Raw genomic sequence first — 17074 nt, forward strand, 5'->3', positions numbered from 1 at the left:
AAGGAACAGGTCCTTTCAGATTTTTTGTCCTGGCCCGACACTCTGTCAGGCCGGGACTATTGTGTATTGCATGGCGGCACTAGATGCTGTCGTGCACGGTACGGGCAATAAGGTCATTCTGCAGGTCGGGAGACAGATCCACGAAGTAGGCGCTGTAGCCGGCGATGCGGACAATGAGGTTGCGGTACTTTGCGGGATCCTTCTGGGCCTTCAGCAGGGTGTCGGCGTTGATGACGTTGAACTGCACATGCCACAGCTTCAGGTCAATGAAGGTGCGGATGAAGGCAACGAGCTTTTCGGTGCCCTGCTCGCCCTCAAGGCACTTGGGCGTGAACTTGATGTTCAGCATGCGGGCAGCGCGGTCACGCATACCGTAGTTCTTGGTGTTGTAGTTGGACAGAAGCACTGCCGTGGGGCCATTGACGTCCGCGCCATGGGAGGCGGAGGAACCGTCGGACAGGGGGAACCAGTCCACGCGGCCGTTGGGGGTAGCGCTCACAACCTTGCCGAAGGGCACGTGGGAGGTGAAGGGCACGTAGCGCACATCGTTGTGCATGCCAAGGTCCTTCATGCTGTACTTGTGGCCGTATTCCACGCTGAGGTGGTCAATGGCACGGCCGATGGAATCGGCGTACTCGTCGTTGTTGCCGTAGCAGGGGGCGGACTTCAGAAGGGCCTTCACATCGTCGTAGCCCTCGAAGTTGGCGTCCAGGGCCTTGATAAGCTGATCCATGGTCAGCTTCTTGTCTTCGAAGACCAGCTTCTTCACTGCGCAGAGGGAATCGACCACAGTGCCGAGCCCCATGTACTCGAAGTAGCCGAAGTCGATGCCTTCGGGAATATGTTCCTGATGCAGGTCGATGCAATGCTTCATGGCAAGGTCATGCATGGCGGAGAGCATGGGCACTGCAAAGTGGCGGGCACGCAGCTTGTTGATGATGTACTGCTGGATGAAGGCTGTACGCATGAAGAGCATGTGCTGCTGCACGTAGGCGTTCCAGAACTCGTCCCAGGTCTTGAAGTTGCGCGGATCTCCGGTTTCCACACCAAGGAGCTGGTCGCCGTACTTCTTCATGCGACCATTGCGCAGCACCATTTCCACTGCTGCGGCAAAGTTCACATAGGCACCGCCGGAGGTGTAGGTGTCACGGTTGGGCATGCGGGCTTCTGTGCAACCGGAAACTGCGTAGTCGAAGGCCTCTTCGAAGGTAGCGCCCTTGGACACGTACAGGGGCACGATTTCCTCGTCGTTGATGAGCTTGGGGAAGCCGGAACCATACTTGATGGTCTCTGCCACATCCCACAGGTAGCTCTCGGGGCAGCCGCTGTGCACGCGGGCAGCGAGATCCGGATAGTGCAGCGGGAATTCGCGCTTGGAGCGGAGGATGAGGTGGGTGAGCTCGTTGGTGGCGTCGCGACCGTCCGGGGTCTGGCCGCCAACGGTTACTGCTTCCCAGTGAGCGTAGCCTTCGTTGAAGGCGCCGCCGGTGGGGGAGATGTACATGTCGATGAATTCGGCCATGCCGACCCACATGCACTCCAGGATTTCCAGGGCCTGATCCTCGGTGATCTTGCCGGCTTCGATGTCAGCCTTGAAGTAGGGGTAGAAGTACTGGTCCATGCGGCCGTTGGAAATGGTCGTACCGGTCTTCTGCTCCAGACGGGAGAACATCTGGGTGAACCACTGGCTCTGGCAGGCTTCCCAGAAGTCGCGGGCGGGCTCGCCGGGAACGCGGTCTGCATTCTGGGCCATGCGCAGAAGTTCTGCCTTGCGCTTCTCGTCGGTGCACTTGGCTGCGGCTTCGCGGGCAGCATCAGCGTAACGATGAGCCCAGAGCACGATGGCGTCGGACACAATCACGATGGCGTCGAGGAAGGGCTTCTTCTCGCACATGTCCTTGCAGGAGAGCGGATCCAGGGCAGCCAGCTTTTCCTGAGCCTCGGCCTTGATGGAATTGAAGCCGCGGTTGATAATCTTGGCGAAATCCGGCACCCACTGGATGGAGGAGCGGAAGGAAGCGGTCTCGTTGACGATGTAGCGGGAGATGAGGCCCTGGGGATCGTCGTAGGTCAGCTTGTGCACTTCCGGAGGAAGGGCGGCGTTGAGGTCTTCATGGAAGGTCTTGCCCTTCCAGAAGGGGGCCACTTCTTCCACAACCTTCTTGGCGTCTTCGGGATCAATGGAAGCAGGAGAGGTCTCGCGGGTGGGCAGATCCTTCACAGCGATGTCAAGGAAGTCGCCGTCGAGTTCGGGATAGAGGATACCATAACGGCCGGGCAGACCACCGGCGCGGCCGAGCAGGAGCTGATCTTCCTCAACAGTCACGGTGATGTTCTTGGCGATATGGGCAAGAGCCTTTGCCCAGCGCAGAACCAGGGGCTGACCCTCGGTTTCCTTCATGGACTGAGTGAAGTACAGGGCGCGCTCGATATCGATCTGGGGTTTCTGGCCCTCAAAACGCTCGAGCATACGGAACACGCGCTCGTGGGTTTTGCGATAGCGGTCTACCTTGCCGTCGATCTGGTCCTGCAGGCGTTCTTCCTGAGGGGAGCGAAGGCAGCATTCTGTAACGGGAGCGGTCATATTGGTTCCTCCAAAGTGAAGATCTGGAAATTTTGGAAGTTGGTTGTGATTTGCTGTATTTTGCGTTCCTGCCCCCCGTGGGGTATCGGAAGCGCGTCTTCATGCCCTAATTAAGCATAAAGCATGCCAAAGAGCACACTATTTTCTTAACCAATTAAATATACTGATAAAACAATATTTTGCCCCGCCAGAGCTTTCTCGGCTTGTGCGCTTTTTGCACAAGGCCATGACAATCATGTTGCACTAATGCACCACAAAGCTTTTGGCGCTCGCTTTTGCCGGACCTTGTCCGCTGCAGAACTGCAACATTTCTGCAAGTTATCGGTAACAATACTTAGTTTTTATTATATAAAAACTTGTAATTTTTAGATTTTTTTGATTTTTATTTCTGTCCATAAAGTCGCAAATTCGCACTATTGCTCCTGATAGTTACTTTTTTTCACAAGGGGTGGCACAAAAGATGCCGCGCGCTTCCATGAATCTGCTCAGAGCCTTTGGCAAAAGAAAGGGAGCCCGAAGGCTCCCGATTTTGTCAGTTGCGAGATGCGCAACCGTGCTCTTGTCGTCCCGAAGTCCTATTCGCCAAGGCCAAGGACGCGGTAGGCATTCTTGTACATGACCTTTGCCAGGGTCTCTTCATCAAGGCCCATGTTCATATAGGTCTCAATGGCGTCCTTCTGCTCAATGAAGGGATGGGCGCTGGCAAAGATGATTTTGTCGGCAAGAACGCCTGTGGTCAGGGATTCGATGTAGTGTGTTGCCATGGGGGCGCGCTCGTATTCGGAGCAGTCCATGTACACGTTGCGGTTGCGCTGGCAGACAAAGATGGCTTCCTGCACAAATGGGTAGCCGCCGTGGCTCATGATGATGGTGAGTTCGGGGAAATCGCGGGCAACCTTGTCCACATCGCGGGGATCCGTGTACTCGATAAGAGCGCCCTGCACCATTGGCGGAGGAGCCATGGTGATGAACACAGGCACGTTCAGCTCGCAGCACTTTGTATAGATGGGATAGAAGCGGGCTTCGCTGGGAGAAATGTGTGCAAGGTACGGATCGGTGGCAATACCGCGCATGCCGTACTCTTTCACAACCTTCTCCACATCGCGCACTGCGTCCATACCGCGATGGGGATCTATGCCCCAAAAGCCGTAGAAAAAGTCCGGATAGGCCTGGCAGAATTCGAGAACACTGCCGTTGTTGTCCGGAAAGCCATAGGTCGTGCGGCAATCACGGCCTGTGATGACATTGCCCACAACGCCACGACCTTTGAGTTCGTCCACGATCTCGGGCAGGGTCTGAGCCACACGTTTGTCGAAACCGCTGGCTTCGCACGAAGCCTTGAACATGGTGCTGTTTGCGATGCCGTCGAGTATCGCCTTGGTATTGGGTCTGAAACGAAAATCGAAAATTTTCATATGTGCTTGGCGCCGACAATCCTGGTCTGGGAACAGGCGCCACCTCCTTGACCATGTGTTGAACGTTTGCAAATGCCCTGCCCTTTGCAGCCGGGCAGGCCCAAGAAAAGCAAGCCTTGTGATTTTTGGAGCCAGACGGCCCAATCAGGGACAGGCACACCGCCTTGTCAAAGCACAGCTACGCCAGAACAGGTGCTCAATCCCCACGCAAGCATACTTGCGTGCTTGCCTATGCATGAAGCTTTCCATTTCCTTCACAAGTGAAAAAAATCCACAAATTTCAGAATATTGAAGATCGTTCCGCTTTGCACACGAAAAAGGAGCAGTCCTAAATTTGCAACATCACATCCCTCCGATCTAGACATGTGATGCTATTTTGCATCATTTGTTCATTCATGCATCAGAAAAGAGGAAAGCACTGAGACCATATTACAAATTTAATTTATATCTATAATCAAATAGTTACGCGATTTTTTTCACATGACGTTCATATTTTTGTTAGTTTGGCAAGATCTGTGCATGCATACACAACTGAATTCGGCAAAAGCTCTCCCAACGAGGCTCTGCAAGGCCGATTGTCTCTTTTCTCACATGTCCTTCTCCCTGTCCGGGGACCCAAACCACCCAGGCCTTTTTCCTCTCCTGCAAGGCCAGATATTGGAGATTGAGCCCCTATATCTTCGTGATTCGCATTGTGCTGGCAAACACGCGGACTCCGTTTCCAGGCAACCCCTTGAAGGCATGCAGCACAGCACATGCTTCATGTGCGCACAGGCACAAGTAGCAAAATTGCAACACAAGTTGCCTGGCCCTGCCACACATGAATTCGGCACATTGAAATTCTCTGCTCCAAGGTTCTTGGATGCTTCATTTACATCTTGTTTTTGTGAGGAGTTCCCATGAAAAAGCTTCTTTCCTGCGCCATCCTGCTGATGTTTGCAGTGTCCGCCCTGTGCGCCGGTACTGCCGATGCGCGTCCTCTCAAGCTGCGTCTTGGCCATCCCATGGCTCCGGGCAACAACGTGACCCTGGGCTACGAAAAGTTTGCCGAGCTTGTGAAACAGAAGAGCAAGGGCCAGATCACCATCCAGATCTTCCCCAATGCCCAGATCGGCAACGACCGTGTGACCACCGAGGCCGCCCAGGCCGGTACCCTGGATCTCACCTCCAGCTCCACGCCCAACATGGCCTCCTTCCACCCCTACTACATGGCTCTGGATCTCCCTTACGTTACCAATCCCAAGAACCAGCAGAAGCTGTATGACGCCATCGACAATGGCGAGCTTGGAAAGTTCTACCGCGAGCTTTCCCGCAAGATTGGCCTCGAGACCCTGATGTTCAGCGAATTCGGCTACCGCAACTTTGTCTCCGCTACCCATGACATTGCCAACGTCTCCGACTTCAAGGGCTTCAAGGTGCGTACCACCGACTCTCCCGTGGAAGTGGATGTGGCCAAGGCCCTCGGCATGAACCCCGCCCCCATCGCCTGGGGTGAAACCTACACAGCCATGCAGCAGGGCACCGTTGACGGCGAAGGCAATACCTACTCCCTGCTCAACGACGCAAAGCACACAGAAGTCATCAAGTACGCCACCGATACCCGTCACAACTACTCCATGCATCTTCTCATGATGAACAAGAAGAAGTGGGACAGCCTGACCGACGAACAGCGCAAGATCCTGCGCGAAGCTGCCGACGAGGCTTTGAAGTATCAGCGCGAAATCTCCGGTCCTCTGGAACAGAAGGCCTACGACGCCTTTGTGAAGGCCGGAATCAAGATGCATCACTACACCGATGCCCAGTTTGCCGAACTCTACAAGCTGACCCAGCCTGTGCGTGACAAGTACAACGCCCAGATCCCCGCAGAACTGACCAAGATGATCGCCGATACCCAGAAGTAGCCTCCGTATATCCGGTCAGACAGCTTCAGTAATCGGAGGGGGCTGCATACGAAAGGCAGCCCCCTTTTCTTTTTTCCATCCGAGAGGACTTCATGGCCACAGCTGTACTCGAAGAAAAACAAGGCATATGGCACTGGCTTGACGAAAATTTCGAAAAGATTTTTCTTGTTGCCGGCCTCATAGCCATTATCTGCTTTATCACCCTGCAGACCTTCTACCGCTACATCGTTTCGAACCTGCTTGAAACTGCAGGCGCAATGGTGTGGACCGAAGAAATTTCCCGCTACATCTTCATCTGGATAACGTACTTTGCAGTTTGCGTTGCCATCAAGAAGCGTTCGTCCATTCGTATCGACATCATCTACGAGAAATTGCCGAAGCGCTGGCAGGAAATCAGCTGGATAGTGGTCGATGGCTGCTTCCTCTTGCTCACCCTGGTCATTGCCATCACCGGCTGGGGTCAGATTGAGCGCCTCATGCAGTATCCGCAGTACACCACGGCCCTGCGCATACCCTTCCTCGTCCCCTACCTCATCCTGCCCATAGGCTTCGGCCTCATGAGCCTGAGGCTCATCCAGAATTTGTGGAAGCAGATCAAGGTCTGCGGCACAACCGATACCATCATAGGCCTTGTGGCACTCCTTGCACTCGGCATCCCCATGTATCCTGTCATGATCAGCCTCTACGTGACAGGTGATGTCTTCATCTACGACTACATTGCACCCCTGCCGGCACTTTTCGGCTACTTCATAGCTCTCTGCGTCCTTGGCGTGCCCATCGCCATCGGCCTTGGCCTTTCCACCCTGGCCACCATCATCTGCGCAGACACCCTGCCTTTGGAATACCTCTCCCAGGTTGCCTTCACCTCCCTGGACAACTTCCCCATCATGGCCATCCCCTTCTTCATCGCGGCTGGCGAATACATGGGTGAAGGCGGTCTTTCCTCCCGCCTTCTCAAGCTTGCCGACTCCATGCTCGGCGGCATGTACGGCGGCATGGCCATGACCACGGTCGTGACCTGCATGTTCTTTGGCGCCATTTCCGGTTCCGGCCCGGCCACAGTGGCAGCCATTGGTTCCCTGACCATCCCCGCCATGCTTGAGCGCGGCTACAACAAGGCCTTCTCCTGCGCCATCGTGGCTGCAGCAGGCGCCCTTGGCGTCATGATTCCCCCGTCCAACCCCTTTGTGGTCTACGGCATCGCGGCCCAGGTTTCCATTGGTGACCTCTTCATCAGCGGTATCATTCCCGGCATCCTCTGCGGCCTTGTGCTCATGGCCTACTCCTACTTCCATTCCAAGAAGATGGGATGGAAGGGTGACGCAGAAGAGCGCTCCGGCAAAAAGCTTGCCCTGGCTGCCTGGGATGCCAAGTGGGCCCTCATGGTGCCGGTCATCGTGCTTGGCGGTATCTACGGCGGTTTTATGACACCCACCGAGGCGGCTGCTGTGGCAGCCTTCTACGGCATCATCGTCGGTGTCTTCATCTACCGCGAAATCGATCTGAAGAAGCTGTTCAAATGCAGCGTGAGCGCTGCCGAAACCTCTGCCACCATCATCCTTCTGATGGCTATGGCCACCATCTTCGGCAACATCATGACCATCGAGGATGTGCCAGGCACCATCGCCCGCGCCATCCTTGATTTCACGAACAGCAAGTTCTTCATCCTGCTCATCATCAACATCCTGCTCCTGATCGTCGGCGTGTTCATGGAAGCTCTGGCAGCAATCGTCATTCTCACCCCGATCCTGCTGCCCGTTGTCACCGGCGTGGGCGTTTCCCCGCTCCACTTCGGCGTCATCATGGTTGTCAACCTTGCCATCGGCTTCCTCACCCCGCCCGTGGGCGTCAATCTCTTCGTGGCCAGTGGTGTTTCCGGCGAGAACATCATACGCATCGCCAAGGCAGCCCTGCCCATGATTAGTCTCATGATTCTGGTCCTTCTTGTCATCACCTACTTCCCGCAGGTTCCGCTCTGCCTTGTAGGCAACTAGCCCTTCTTCACTGACAAGGTTTCCAGATTTTTGGGGGTGGGTGCAGGCCCGCCCCCTTTTTTCCACCCAAACTCTTCTCCACCGACATGCTTGACGATCCATCTCTCTGGCTCTTTGCCTTCGCCTGGTTTTTGGCTGGCTTTGTCAACGGCATAAGCGGCATGGGTGCCGCCATGGTGGCCCTGCCCATTGTGGCCGGTTCCATGAATCCCGCGATCCTTGTTCCCGCAACGACCGTCTGCGTCACCATCATTTCCGCCTCCACCGCCTGGGTCTTCTGGCGACATACCCGCTGGCATGCACTCAAGGCCCTTCTTGTTGGCGCCGTGCCAGGCGCAGCAGCCGGCCTTGGCATCCTTCTCATCCTGCCAACATCTGTCCTGCAGCTTGCCGCAGGCGTCATCATGATTCTCTTTGTGGCCTGGCAATTCAACCATTCTCAGGGCAAGGCCCATGGCGACACTGTGCCAGCAGGCCTGACAGCCGGCTTTTTTGCCGGTTTTGTCAATACATCCATCTCCTTCGGCAACCCGCCTGTCGCCATCTATTCCCTGTACGCAGGATGGAACCAGCTCGAAACGCTCGGATCTATGAACGTGTACACCTTTTTCGTCTGCCTCATCACCATGGCAGCCCACGCCTCGGCAGGCCTCTACACCATGGACGTCTTTGAGCATGCCCTTTTCGGAGGACCTGCCACGATCCTTGGCATGATGGCTGCCCTGCCAATTGCAAAACACATTTCCCAGGCAGTCTTTCGCCGCATCCTTTTGCTTGTCATTGCAGCTGCCGGCGTTGTCTGTCTTGTCAGGGGCCTGCTTGCCCTGTAGCCCATAAGCACACGGCATGAAAAAAGGCGCTCCCTCTCCGGCATTGTCCGAAGAATGAACGCCTTTTTGTATTTTTGTGTTTTGTCGGATCCTGTCTATTTCCAGGCAGCGCCCCACACAAGGGCTGCTCCGCTGATAAGATAGCACAGTCTGACAAGATAGCCGTACCTGTCCAGGGGAAGCCAGTCGCCATCCCCCCTGGCCGCGATGAGCCTTTGCGCCTTCCACCAGAAGGGCACGCTCAAAAGGCAAAACACCACAGGCCAGCCTGCCAGATCACTGAGCCAGAGGTTGCCCAGCAAAATCCAGATGGCAGGCCACCATATCCTGAAGACAAGGAGCGCGTGATCCTTGCCCAGGATATTGGCCAGGGTGTGCTTGCCTGCTGCCAGATCCGTCTCTATTTCCGGCAGGCTCTGATAGTAGAGAATGCCTGCCACCATGCCCGCCACAGGGAGTGCCAGGGCCAGGGCCCGAAGCTCGAAGGTTCCGGCCAGGATGGCAGAAGATGCTCCCACGATGATAAAGCCCATGTTGATCCCCACCATGACCTCGCCAAGGCCCCTGTAGCCATAGCGTATGGGCGGAGCCACATAGAAGATGGCAGAGGCCACGGCAAAGAGGGTGAGCAGGATCAGGGGGGCATGCAACCCTTCCGGAAGGGAGAGGATGAGGCCAAGGCCTATGGCAATGGTCACTGCCACAAAGAAGAGTATGGCCAAAAAGAGCTCGCGGCAGGACACAAGCCCGCTTTGTATGGCCCCGGTGCCGCCAATGCTCTCCTCCCTTGCGTCCGTGCCGAGCACGTAGTCGAAGAGCTCGTTGGCAAGATTGGCAATGGTCAGGCCGCAGAAACAGCCGAGCAGAAGTCCTGCAAAGCGCAGCCACAGCGCACTGTCCATGGGGTAGCCTGTCCGCATGACAAAGCCCAAGGCAACGCAGACCGGTATGGCAGCAGTGATGAAAAAGGGCGGACGCATGAGGCGGTACCACACGCCACAAAGCTCTTTTCCAGTCCGTTTGGGAGCGCCCTCTGGCCTGCCTGCCAGGGACTTTTGCAGTATTTCGCCAAGGCTCATGCCTGCTTCCTCACAAAATCCGGATTTTTCCAGTCAAAGGGAATGAACCCTGCCTTCTCGTCCGTCCACTCGACACGCTCCCCTTCTGCGGGATCGTGGGGAATGTCCACAGCGTTGCAGATAAGCGCCGGCTTCTCGCCAAGAGCCGTGAAGCCGTACCATACCCCCTTCGGGATGCGCAAAAGCCCGTACATGTCCTCGCGCCCGAGCACAAGCTTCACAAGAGCTCCGCAGCTTAAGGAATCTGGTCTTGTGTCGTACAAAACGATTCCCAAAGAGCCCTGGGGCACGCAAAAGTGCTGTGTCTGGCGTGTGTGGCGCTTCCATGCCTTGACGTGATTGGGCAGAACTTCCGAAAAGTACACTTCGCCCACCTGCATCTTCTCCTCTCCGGGGAGGCGTATGGGCAAATCGGGCTTAAGCATGTGCAGGACCGCCCCGCCCGGGGTCTGCTTCATGTCCAGCTCCATGTATTCCACGCCAATGATGTCCGTTGCGTGCACCTGTCCTTCGCTCATGGTACCTCTATGTCTATGTGCCGGGCATCTGGCCCGGACTGTTTCGCATTTTGTCGTTTCGGGATGCTACACCCAGGCCTGGTTGCGCATTTCGGCTGCGTTTGCGTAGGCGCTGATCTGTCCCAGGGTAAAGTCCAGCATGGATGTGTTCATGCCGTCCCCGCGGTAGTAGCGCTGATACCATTCGGCCGTGTAGCGTATGGTTTCGTCGAAATCGAGGGTCGCCTTCCAGCCAAGTGCAGCCAGAGCCTTGTCGCAGCACAGCTTCAAAAGCGTGCACTCCTTGCGGGTCATTTCCTGGTTCATGTCCATGCGGCTCTCGAAGTCCTGCCAGTGTCTGGCAAGGCCCTTGACCACATCGCTGACCGGATTGTTGACCTCGGCACCAGGACCGAAGTTGAAGGCCTCCCCGGAAAGTTCGAAGGGACGGGAGCTGTCCTTCTCGTACAAGAGGGCGCCGAGCCAGAGGTAGCCCGACAGGGGCTCAAGCACGAGCTGCCAGGGACGGGTAGCGTGGGGCGAGCGAATGAGCACCGGCTCGTTTTTCGCCCAGGCCCTGGCGCAGTCCGGCACTATGCGATCAAGAGCCCAGTCTCCGCCGCCGATGACATTGCCTGCCCTGACTGTCGCGCAGCGAGGGCCATTCCCAAAGAAACTCTTGAAGTAGGAGTGTGCAACGATTTCCGCACAGCCCTTGGACGCGGAATAGGGATCGTAGCCACCAAGATGATCGTTTTCCCTGTAGCCCCAGACCTGTTCGTCGTTGCGGTAGCACTTGTCCGAGGTGATGAGTACAAGGCTTTGCACACTGTCGCAGGCCCGTACGGCCTCCAGGACATTGAGGGTACCAAGAACATTGGCCTCGAAGGTCTCCACGGGCCTGTCGTAGGACAGTCGCACCAGGGCCTGGGCCGCAAGATGGAAGACAATGTCGGGCTTTGCCTCTGCCATGGCCCTGCACAAGTGCTCCCTGTCGCGTATGTCGCCGCGCACATCGTGCATGTGCCCTGCAAGATGCATGGCCTCGAAATGGGAGGGGTTCGTCGGAATGTCGCGGGAATAGCCTGTCACTTCCGCTCCGAGGCTCACAAGCCAGGCGCACAGCCAGGAACCCTTGAAGCCGGTATGGCCAGTCACAAAGACGCGCTTTCCCCTGTACACATTGTGAAACATGCTATTTCTCCGCTTTCCAGAAGGCCTTGCCGCTGTCCCACAGCTCGTTCAAAAGCAGGCTGTCTCTCAAGGTGTCCATACACTGCCACTGGCCGGGATGGGGATACATGGAAAGCTGTCCCTCGCTTGCCAGACGCTGCAGGGGTTCCTTTTCGAGATCGCAGGACTCGTCCTCGCTCAAATAGTCGAGAAACTCCCTCTTGAAGACGAAGAAGCCGCAGTTGATGTATTCGTTCAGGATGGGCTTTTCTTCCCAGGAAGTAATCTTGCCTGTCTCGTCCGTGCGTACAGCGCCAAAGCGGCAGGGCATACGCACACCTGTGAAGGTGCCTATGCAGCCGGACTCCTTGTGGAAGCGCACGAGAGCGTCAATGTCGATATCCGCCACACCGTCTCCGTAGGTGACCATGAAGCGATCCGTGTCGATGTAGCGGGCAACTCGCTTCAGGCGCCCACCCTTGAGGGTCTCTGCGCCCGTGTCGCAGAGTGTCACGCGCCAGTCCTCAATCTCGCCCGTGTCCGTGGTGATGTCCCCGGTTTTCAGGGAAACCGTGAAATTCGTGTTCCTTCTGTGGTAGTCGGCAAAGTACTGTTTGATGACTTCGCCCTTGTATCCCAGTGGGAGAACGAAGTCGTTGTAGCCAAAGCGGCTGTAGATGTGCATGATGTGCCACAAAATGGGTCTTCCGCCAATTTCGACCATGGGCTTGGGCTTGACCGCGGTCTCTTCGCGCAGCCTTGTGCCCTTGCCACCGCACATGATTATGACTTTCATGAAAAATTCAGCGCAAAACCCCTTGCGTGCAGGCAAGGGAGGGCGCCGCCTCCTTGATTTGCCGATTTTTGATGGTTCTGTTTTCGAAAGCCAGCGAAAAGTCCCGCTTTCCGCTGCCTTCTCCGCCCCTGGGAACAATTGTCCCCAAGGGCAGGGAGACAATACCCAAGACAAAAGGACAAGTGAAGCCTCAAAAAAGTCCCATTCTCCCGAAGGCCAGGGGACATGGCGGAAGAAACTGTCCTTTCGCAAACATATGCCAGACAAGGAAAAGACAGGTTTTTTCAATCTGTTTTGCTTCCTTTCGGCAGACACGGAGGGGTATCCTGCCACTTTGTCTGCCCTGTCCCCGGGGTCCTCCTTTTCCCAAGCGTTTCAATCATTTTCTTGACCCCAAAAGCCCCTCGTACTAGACTGAAAGGACATATTTTTTCCACTTTAACACGGAGGATCGGCTAATGCTGAAAAAAATCCTGCTCCCCCTGATCGCACTTTTTGTGCTCGGCATTGGAGTGTCCGCTCATGCCGCAGAAAAGTATGTTGTGGCAACCGACTGCACCTTCCCGCCCATGGAATATCTTGACGAAAACAAGCAGCCGGTAGGACTCGATCCTTCCCTGGTCAAGGAAATCGCCAAGGCCTGTGGCTTCGAGGTTGAAGTGCAGAACATCGCCTGGGACGGTATATTTGCCGGTGTTGCCGCAGGCAGGTACGACATTGTGGCCGCCGCAGTCAGCATTACCCCCGAGCGCGCCAAGGCTTTCACCTTCTCCGACCCCTATCTGGACATCTATCCCACCATTCTTGCCCCTGCGGGCTCCCCTTTTGCCAAGCCCGAAGACCTGAAAGGCAAGAAGGTTGGCGGCCAGATCGGCAACTCGGCCATCATGGCTCTTGAAAAAGTCAAGGTTGGAGCCGTGATTCGCGAATACGATGACGTGGGTCTTGCCATTGAGGACATGGTTAACGGCCGTATTGACGCTGTTGCCGTCGACAGCGTGGTGGCTCTCTACTATTTCAACAAGAAGGCCGAATACAAGGGCAAGCTGCGTATTGCCATGCAGTTTGGCGAACCCGAGCGCTACGCCTTTGTGGTCAAGAAGGGCAACAAGGAGCTGGTGGAAAAGCTCAACAAGGGCATCAAGCTGGTGAAGGAAAACGGCGCCTATGATCGCGTCCTGAGCGAGCATCTTGGCAGCGCCAAGTAGTCTTTTTGCATATTCCTGTCCGGAGTTCTGGCAAGAACAGGACTCCGGACTTTCTATTTCCCTGCATCTGGAACAGGCATCTTGCGGATCCCCGCATGTACTGTCCCCAGAATCAGCTTAAAGTTGGAACGCGATGGCACCTGAAACAGAAAAGAGCGCGGACAACGAGAGCACTGGCAACATCGTTGTTCTCACAACACAAGGTCCGCAAATCCCCAAGCCCTGGGGCAAGCGCATCATCACAGCATGGTCCATTTCCCTGATGGGCGCTATCATCACGCTCATTGTGCTGTGCACAATGTGGCCAGACCCCTATCTGGATGTTCTGACCTTTCTGCCCGACGGCATTCTGGTCACCTTTGAGGTCACGGCACTTGCCATCTGCTGCGCAGTACCCCTTGGCCTACTCACCGGCCTTGGCCGCATAGCCAAGAATCCGATTATCAACCTTGGCGCGTCCACCTATGTGGAAATCATACGCGGCATTCCGCTGCTTGTGCAGATTTTCTACATCTACTATGCCCTTTCCAAATTTCTGCAGGTTTCGAGCCTGACCAGCGCTGTTGTCGCCATCTCCTTCTGCTATGGCGCCTACATGGGCGAAGTCTTCAGGGCCGGCATCATGGCCATCCCCAAGGGACAGACCGAGGCGGCCAGATCCCTTGGCTTCAATCGCTTCCAGACCATGTTCTACGTCATCCTGCCCCAGGCCTGGCGCACCATTTTGCCTCCTGTGGGCAACGAATGCATCGCCATGCTGAAGGACACCTCGCTTGTGTCCGTCATGGCCATGCCGGATCTCATGCAGAGAGGCAGAAGCTTTGCGGCCAAGACCTATCTCTATTTCGAGACCTACACCATTGTAGCCCTGGTCTACCTTATCATTACCCTGCTCCTTTCCAAATGCGTGGCCATCATGGAAGCCAAGCTGAACTACTATGACAGAAGAAAGTAAAAATCCCGCACAGCCTGCAAAGGGTGAATCCATCATCGAAATCAGCCAGGTGTGGAAGTTCTTTGGCTCGCTGACGGCCCTGCAGGACGTAAATCTGACCGTGCATGCCGGGGAAAGGGTTGTCATCATCGGCCCCTCCGGTTCCGGAAAATCCACCCTTTTGCGTTCCATTAACAGACTGGAGACCATTGATCAGGGCAGCATTACAGTTCAGGGACAGGACATTTCCCACTGCCGTTCCCATGAACTCAATCTGATGCGCCGCAATGTCGGCATGGTCTTCCAGCAGTTCAACCTCTTTCCCCACAAGACTGTGATGCAAAACGTCACCATGGCTCCCCGCAAGCTGCTCGGCCTGAGCAAGACGGAGGCAGAGGAAAGGGCGCTGAAGCTTTTGCAGAAAGTGGGCATTTCCGACAAGGCGGCAGTCTACCCTGCCATGCTTTCCGGCGGCCAGCAGCAGCGCGTTGCCATCGCAAGGGCCCTGGCGATGCAGCCTACCATCATGCTTTTTGACGAGCCGACCTCGGCCCTGGACCCCGAGATGGTGGGCGAAGTCCTCGACGTTATGGTGGGCCTTGCCGAAGACGGGATGACAATGTGCTGTGTGACGCATGAAATGGGTTTTGCCAAGATGGTCGCAGACAGAGTCATCTTCATGGATCACGGCCAGATTATCGAACAGGGGAAGCCAGAGCACATCTTCAACGCTCCTCGTCACCCGCGTCTGCGCCAGTTCCTGGAACAGATTCTCTAGCCCCATGCCCGCACCACACAGCAATCTAGCAACACAACTGCCAGAGGGACCTCTGGCAGTTGCTGTTTCCGGGGGCGTCGACAGTCTCGCAGCCCTTTTGCTCAGCCTGGAGTCTGGCCGAAAGGTCTTGGCCATTCATGCCCGCATGTGGCGCAGGGAAGAGAGCTCCGAGGCCAGGGCGTGCGAACAAAGCCTTGCCCAAACCGTTGCCGACCTTGGATGCGACTTCCATCTTGCAGATCTTGAAAAAAGCTTCGAGGAAAGCGTTGTACGTCCCTTTGTCCATGCCTGGGAACAGGGGCTGACTCCCAACCCGTGCGCCCTGTGCAACAGGCGCATAAAGTTCGGTGCACTCTGGGAAAAGGCAGCAAGCCTCGGCGCCGCAGCCCTTGTAACCGGCCACTACGCACGACTCGACTACAACCATCCCTACAGGACAAAAGCCCCTCTGCTTGCCACTGCAAAGGATGCGCGCAAGGATCAGTCCTATTTCCTGGGACTGGTTCAGAAGAAAGTGCTTGCAAGGGTAGCCTTCCCCTTAAGCTCCTATACAAAGGACGAGGTGCGGGCCCTTGTGGCGGAAAAGGGGCTTGCCGTCCCTGAGCCCAACGAAAGCCAGGAGATCTGCTTTGTCCCGGACACCCCACAGGGCTACAGGGACTTTCTTGGCGGCTATGGTCTACGCCTTCCTTCTGGCGACATCGTGGAAATAGACAGCAGAAAAAGGGTGGGCAGACACAGTGGTCTTTGGCAATACACGGAGGGGCAGCGCCACGGCCTTGGCATAGCCTGGTCCGAGCCCCTGTATGTCCTGGGAAAGGATCCGGCTACAAACACGCTATATGTCGGAGGGAAAAAGCACACTCTCATTACCAGGGCAAGAGTGCACAAGCTCAATCTGCTGGTAGACGCAGACGAGCTTCCAAAGACCTGCCTTGTGCGCCTGCGCTACAGGCAAAGGCCTGTCCCTGCCGACATTTTTGTTGTTGGTGGAGATGCTGAGGAAATGACCATCCTGTGCCACGAGCCATTGAGCCTTTCTGCTCCGGGACAGGTTGCCGCATGCTATGACGAGGAAGGACGCCTTCTTTGCGCAGGACTCTTGCAGCATCTGTCCTGACCATTGATTGCGACAAGCAAAACAAAGGCCGTGCTCCGCAAAAGAACACTTTTGCAGAACACGGCTTCTGTTTTGCTCCTTGTGCTTTCACACAAGGGAAAGGGTATCTCTATTCGCCAAGGACCTTCATCGATTTGATGACTACCGGTTCCACAGGCATATCCTTGTAGAAGGGATGCCTGTTGCTGGTCTCGACCTTCTCAATCTTGTCGACAACATTCTGGCCCTGGATGACAGTGCCGAAGACTGCGTAGCCTACACCGTCACTGGCCTTGTCGGGATCAAGGAAGCGGTTGTTGGCGGTGTTGATAAAAAACTGTGCAGTTGCGCTGTCCGGGGCTGAAGTACGGGCCATGGCAATGGTGTACTTGCGGTTGCGCAACTGAATGGACGCTTCGTTCTTGATGGGCGCGTGGGTGGGCTTTTCCTTCATCTCCTGGGTAAAGCCGCCACCCTGGATCATGAAGCCCTTGATGACACGATGAAAGATAGTGCCGTCATAGAAGCCGGACTTCACATATTTCAAAAAGTTTTCGCAGGTGATCGGGGCCTTGCGCTCCTCAAGGCGCACCACAATGTTGCCCATGCTCGTCTCTATCTGGACTACAGGCGCCCCGGCAAAAGACGGGCTGCAAAGGACAAGGCCTGCGCCAAGAACAAAAATTGCCAATGCGAGAAATTTCTTCATAGCGTAAAACACCGTCCCGGGGACGGGCCTCCAGTGAAAAGCTTTGCCGCGCTTTGGACAGGGTTGTCAGCCCTTGC

General features: G+C 55.9%; 14 protein-coding genes. 7 read left to right on the plus strand and 7 right to left on the minus strand.

Annotated features, from left to right (window positions below; genetic code table 11):
• Positions 1–79 precede the first annotated feature (79 nt).
• Positions 80–2584, minus strand: a complete 2505-nt coding sequence (gene hpsG / locus B5F76_RS01285; RefSeq protein WP_087349870.1) for a (2S)-3-sulfopropanediol dehydratase — start codon at positions 2582–2584, stop codon at positions 80–82.
• Between the two features lie 575 nt (positions 2585–3159).
• On the minus strand, positions 3160–3999 hold the full coding sequence (locus B5F76_RS01290; RefSeq protein ID WP_087349872.1) for an amidohydrolase family protein: 840 nt from the start codon (positions 3997–3999) through the stop codon (positions 3160–3162).
• Positions 4000–4898: 899 nt separating this feature from the next.
• Between B5F76_RS01290 and B5F76_RS01295 the strand changes: the two genes are divergently transcribed.
• The 3 genes from B5F76_RS01295 to B5F76_RS01305 all read left to right on the plus strand — a co-directional run bounded on the left by B5F76_RS01295 (position 4899) and on the right by B5F76_RS01305 (position 8724).
• Complete coding sequence (locus B5F76_RS01295; protein ID WP_087349874.1) at positions 4899–5900, plus strand: TRAP transporter substrate-binding protein; 1002 nt, start codon at positions 4899–4901, stop codon at positions 5898–5900.
• 92 nt (positions 5901–5992) lie between these two features.
• Positions 5993–7894, plus strand: coding sequence for a TRAP transporter large permease (locus B5F76_RS01300; protein ID WP_087349876.1), 1902 nt, complete (start codon positions 5993–5995; stop codon positions 7892–7894).
• Positions 7895–7980: 86 nt separating this feature from the next.
• Positions 7981–8724 carry a sulfite exporter TauE/SafE family protein gene (locus B5F76_RS01305; RefSeq protein ID WP_087349878.1) on the plus strand — a complete coding sequence of 248 codons (744 nt, stop codon included), beginning with the start codon at positions 7981–7983 and terminating at the stop codon, positions 8722–8724.
• Positions 8725–8819: 95 nt separating this feature from the next.
• Here the strand turns inward: B5F76_RS01305 and B5F76_RS01310 are convergent, their stop codons facing one another.
• The 4 genes from B5F76_RS01310 to rfbF all read right to left on the minus strand — a co-directional run bounded on the left by B5F76_RS01310 (position 8820) and on the right by rfbF (position 12269).
• The gene (locus B5F76_RS01310; RefSeq protein WP_087349880.1) at positions 8820–9803 is read right to left on the minus strand and encodes a prenyltransferase; all 984 of its coding nucleotides are present in this window, start codon (positions 9801–9803) and stop codon (positions 8820–8822) included.
• Positions 9800–10321: a dTDP-4-dehydrorhamnose 3,5-epimerase family protein gene (locus B5F76_RS01315; protein WP_087349882.1), complete on the minus strand. Its 522-nt coding sequence runs from the start codon at positions 10319–10321 to the stop codon at positions 9800–9802. Before B5F76_RS01315 ends, B5F76_RS01310 begins: the two co-directional genes overlap by 4 nt.
• A 66-nt stretch (positions 10322–10387) precedes the next feature.
• Positions 10388–11494, minus strand: coding sequence for a CDP-glucose 4,6-dehydratase (gene rfbG, locus B5F76_RS01320; protein ID WP_087349884.1), 1107 nt, complete (start codon positions 11492–11494; stop codon positions 10388–10390).
• Between the two features lies 1 nt (position 11495).
• A complete protein-coding gene (rfbF, locus tag B5F76_RS01325; protein ID WP_087350246.1) occupies positions 11496–12269 on the minus strand; it encodes a glucose-1-phosphate cytidylyltransferase in 774 nt (257 codons plus the stop codon).
• A gap of 458 nt (positions 12270–12727) precedes the next feature.
• Here rfbF and B5F76_RS01335 point away from each other — a divergent pair, with 458 nt between their 5' ends.
• The 4 genes from B5F76_RS01335 (at position 12728) to mnmA (ending at position 16309) form a co-directional block, all read left to right on the plus strand.
• Positions 12728–13477: a basic amino acid ABC transporter substrate-binding protein gene (locus tag B5F76_RS01335; RefSeq protein WP_087349888.1), complete on the plus strand. Its 750-nt coding sequence runs from the start codon at positions 12728–12730 to the stop codon at positions 13475–13477.
• Between the two features lie 133 nt (positions 13478–13610).
• Positions 13611–14432: an amino acid ABC transporter permease gene (locus tag B5F76_RS01340; protein WP_087349890.1), complete on the plus strand. Its 822-nt coding sequence runs from the start codon at positions 13611–13613 to the stop codon at positions 14430–14432.
• The gene (locus B5F76_RS01345; RefSeq protein ID WP_087349892.1) at positions 14416–15189 is read left to right on the plus strand and encodes an amino acid ABC transporter ATP-binding protein; all 774 of its coding nucleotides are present in this window, start codon (positions 14416–14418) and stop codon (positions 15187–15189) included. The genes B5F76_RS01340 and B5F76_RS01345 overlap by 17 nt, the downstream gene beginning before the upstream one ends.
• A gap of 4 nt (positions 15190–15193) precedes the next feature.
• Positions 15194–16309: a tRNA 2-thiouridine(34) synthase MnmA gene (mnmA, locus tag B5F76_RS01350; RefSeq protein WP_087349894.1), complete on the plus strand. Its 1116-nt coding sequence runs from the start codon at positions 15194–15196 to the stop codon at positions 16307–16309.
• 109 nt (positions 16310–16418) lie between these two features.
• Here mnmA and B5F76_RS01355 read toward each other — a convergent pair whose 3' ends face one another.
• A complete protein-coding gene (locus tag B5F76_RS01355; RefSeq protein ID WP_087349896.1) occupies positions 16419–16997 on the minus strand; it encodes a peptidylprolyl isomerase in 579 nt (192 codons plus the stop codon).
• Positions 16998–17074: the final 77 nt, after the last annotated feature.

Origin of the sequence: Desulfovibrio sp. An276 (assembly GCF_002159665.1) — a bacterium.
Lineage (GTDB): Bacteria > Desulfobacterota > Desulfovibrionia > Desulfovibrionales > Desulfovibrionaceae > Desulfovibrio > Desulfovibrio faecigallinarum.

Bases quoted from the DNA above. Each gene is read 5' to 3' on its own strand.
- hpsG (WP_087349870.1), bottom strand. From the start codon at position 2,584: ATGACCGCTCCCGTTACAGAATGCTGCCTTCGCTCCCCTCAGGAAGAA.
- B5F76_RS01340 (WP_087349890.1), top strand. From the start codon at position 13,611: ATGGCACCTGAAACAGAAAAGAGCGCGGACAACGAGAGCACTGGCAAC.
- B5F76_RS01300 (WP_087349876.1), top strand. From the start codon at position 5,993: ATGGCCACAGCTGTACTCGAAGAAAAACAAGGCATATGGCACTGGCTT.
- B5F76_RS01310 (WP_087349880.1), bottom strand. From the start codon at position 9,803: ATGAGCCTTGGCGAAATACTGCAAAAGTCCCTGGCAGGCAGGCCAGAG.
- B5F76_RS01335 (WP_087349888.1), top strand. From the start codon at position 12,728: ATGCTGAAAAAAATCCTGCTCCCCCTGATCGCACTTTTTGTGCTCGGC.
- B5F76_RS01345 (WP_087349892.1), top strand. From the start codon at position 14,416: ATGACAGAAGAAAGTAAAAATCCCGCACAGCCTGCAAAGGGTGAATCC.
- rfbG (WP_087349884.1), bottom strand. From the start codon at position 11,494: ATGTTTCACAATGTGTACAGGGGAAAGCGCGTCTTTGTGACTGGCCAT.
- B5F76_RS01295 (WP_087349874.1), top strand. From the start codon at position 4,899: ATGAAAAAGCTTCTTTCCTGCGCCATCCTGCTGATGTTTGCAGTGTCC.
- B5F76_RS01305 (WP_087349878.1), top strand. From the start codon at position 7,981: ATGCTTGACGATCCATCTCTCTGGCTCTTTGCCTTCGCCTGGTTTTTG.
- B5F76_RS01355 (WP_087349896.1), bottom strand. From the start codon at position 16,997: ATGAAGAAATTTCTCGCATTGGCAATTTTTGTTCTTGGCGCAGGCCTT.
- rfbF (WP_087350246.1), bottom strand. From the start codon at position 12,269: ATGAAAGTCATAATCATGTGCGGTGGCAAGGGCACAAGGCTGCGCGAA.
- B5F76_RS01315 (WP_087349882.1), bottom strand. From the start codon at position 10,321: ATGAGCGAAGGACAGGTGCACGCAACGGACATCATTGGCGTGGAATAC.
- B5F76_RS01290 (WP_087349872.1), bottom strand. From the start codon at position 3,999: ATGAAAATTTTCGATTTTCGTTTCAGACCCAATACCAAGGCGATACTC.
- mnmA (WP_087349894.1), top strand. From the start codon at position 15,194: ATGCCCGCACCACACAGCAATCTAGCAACACAACTGCCAGAGGGACCT.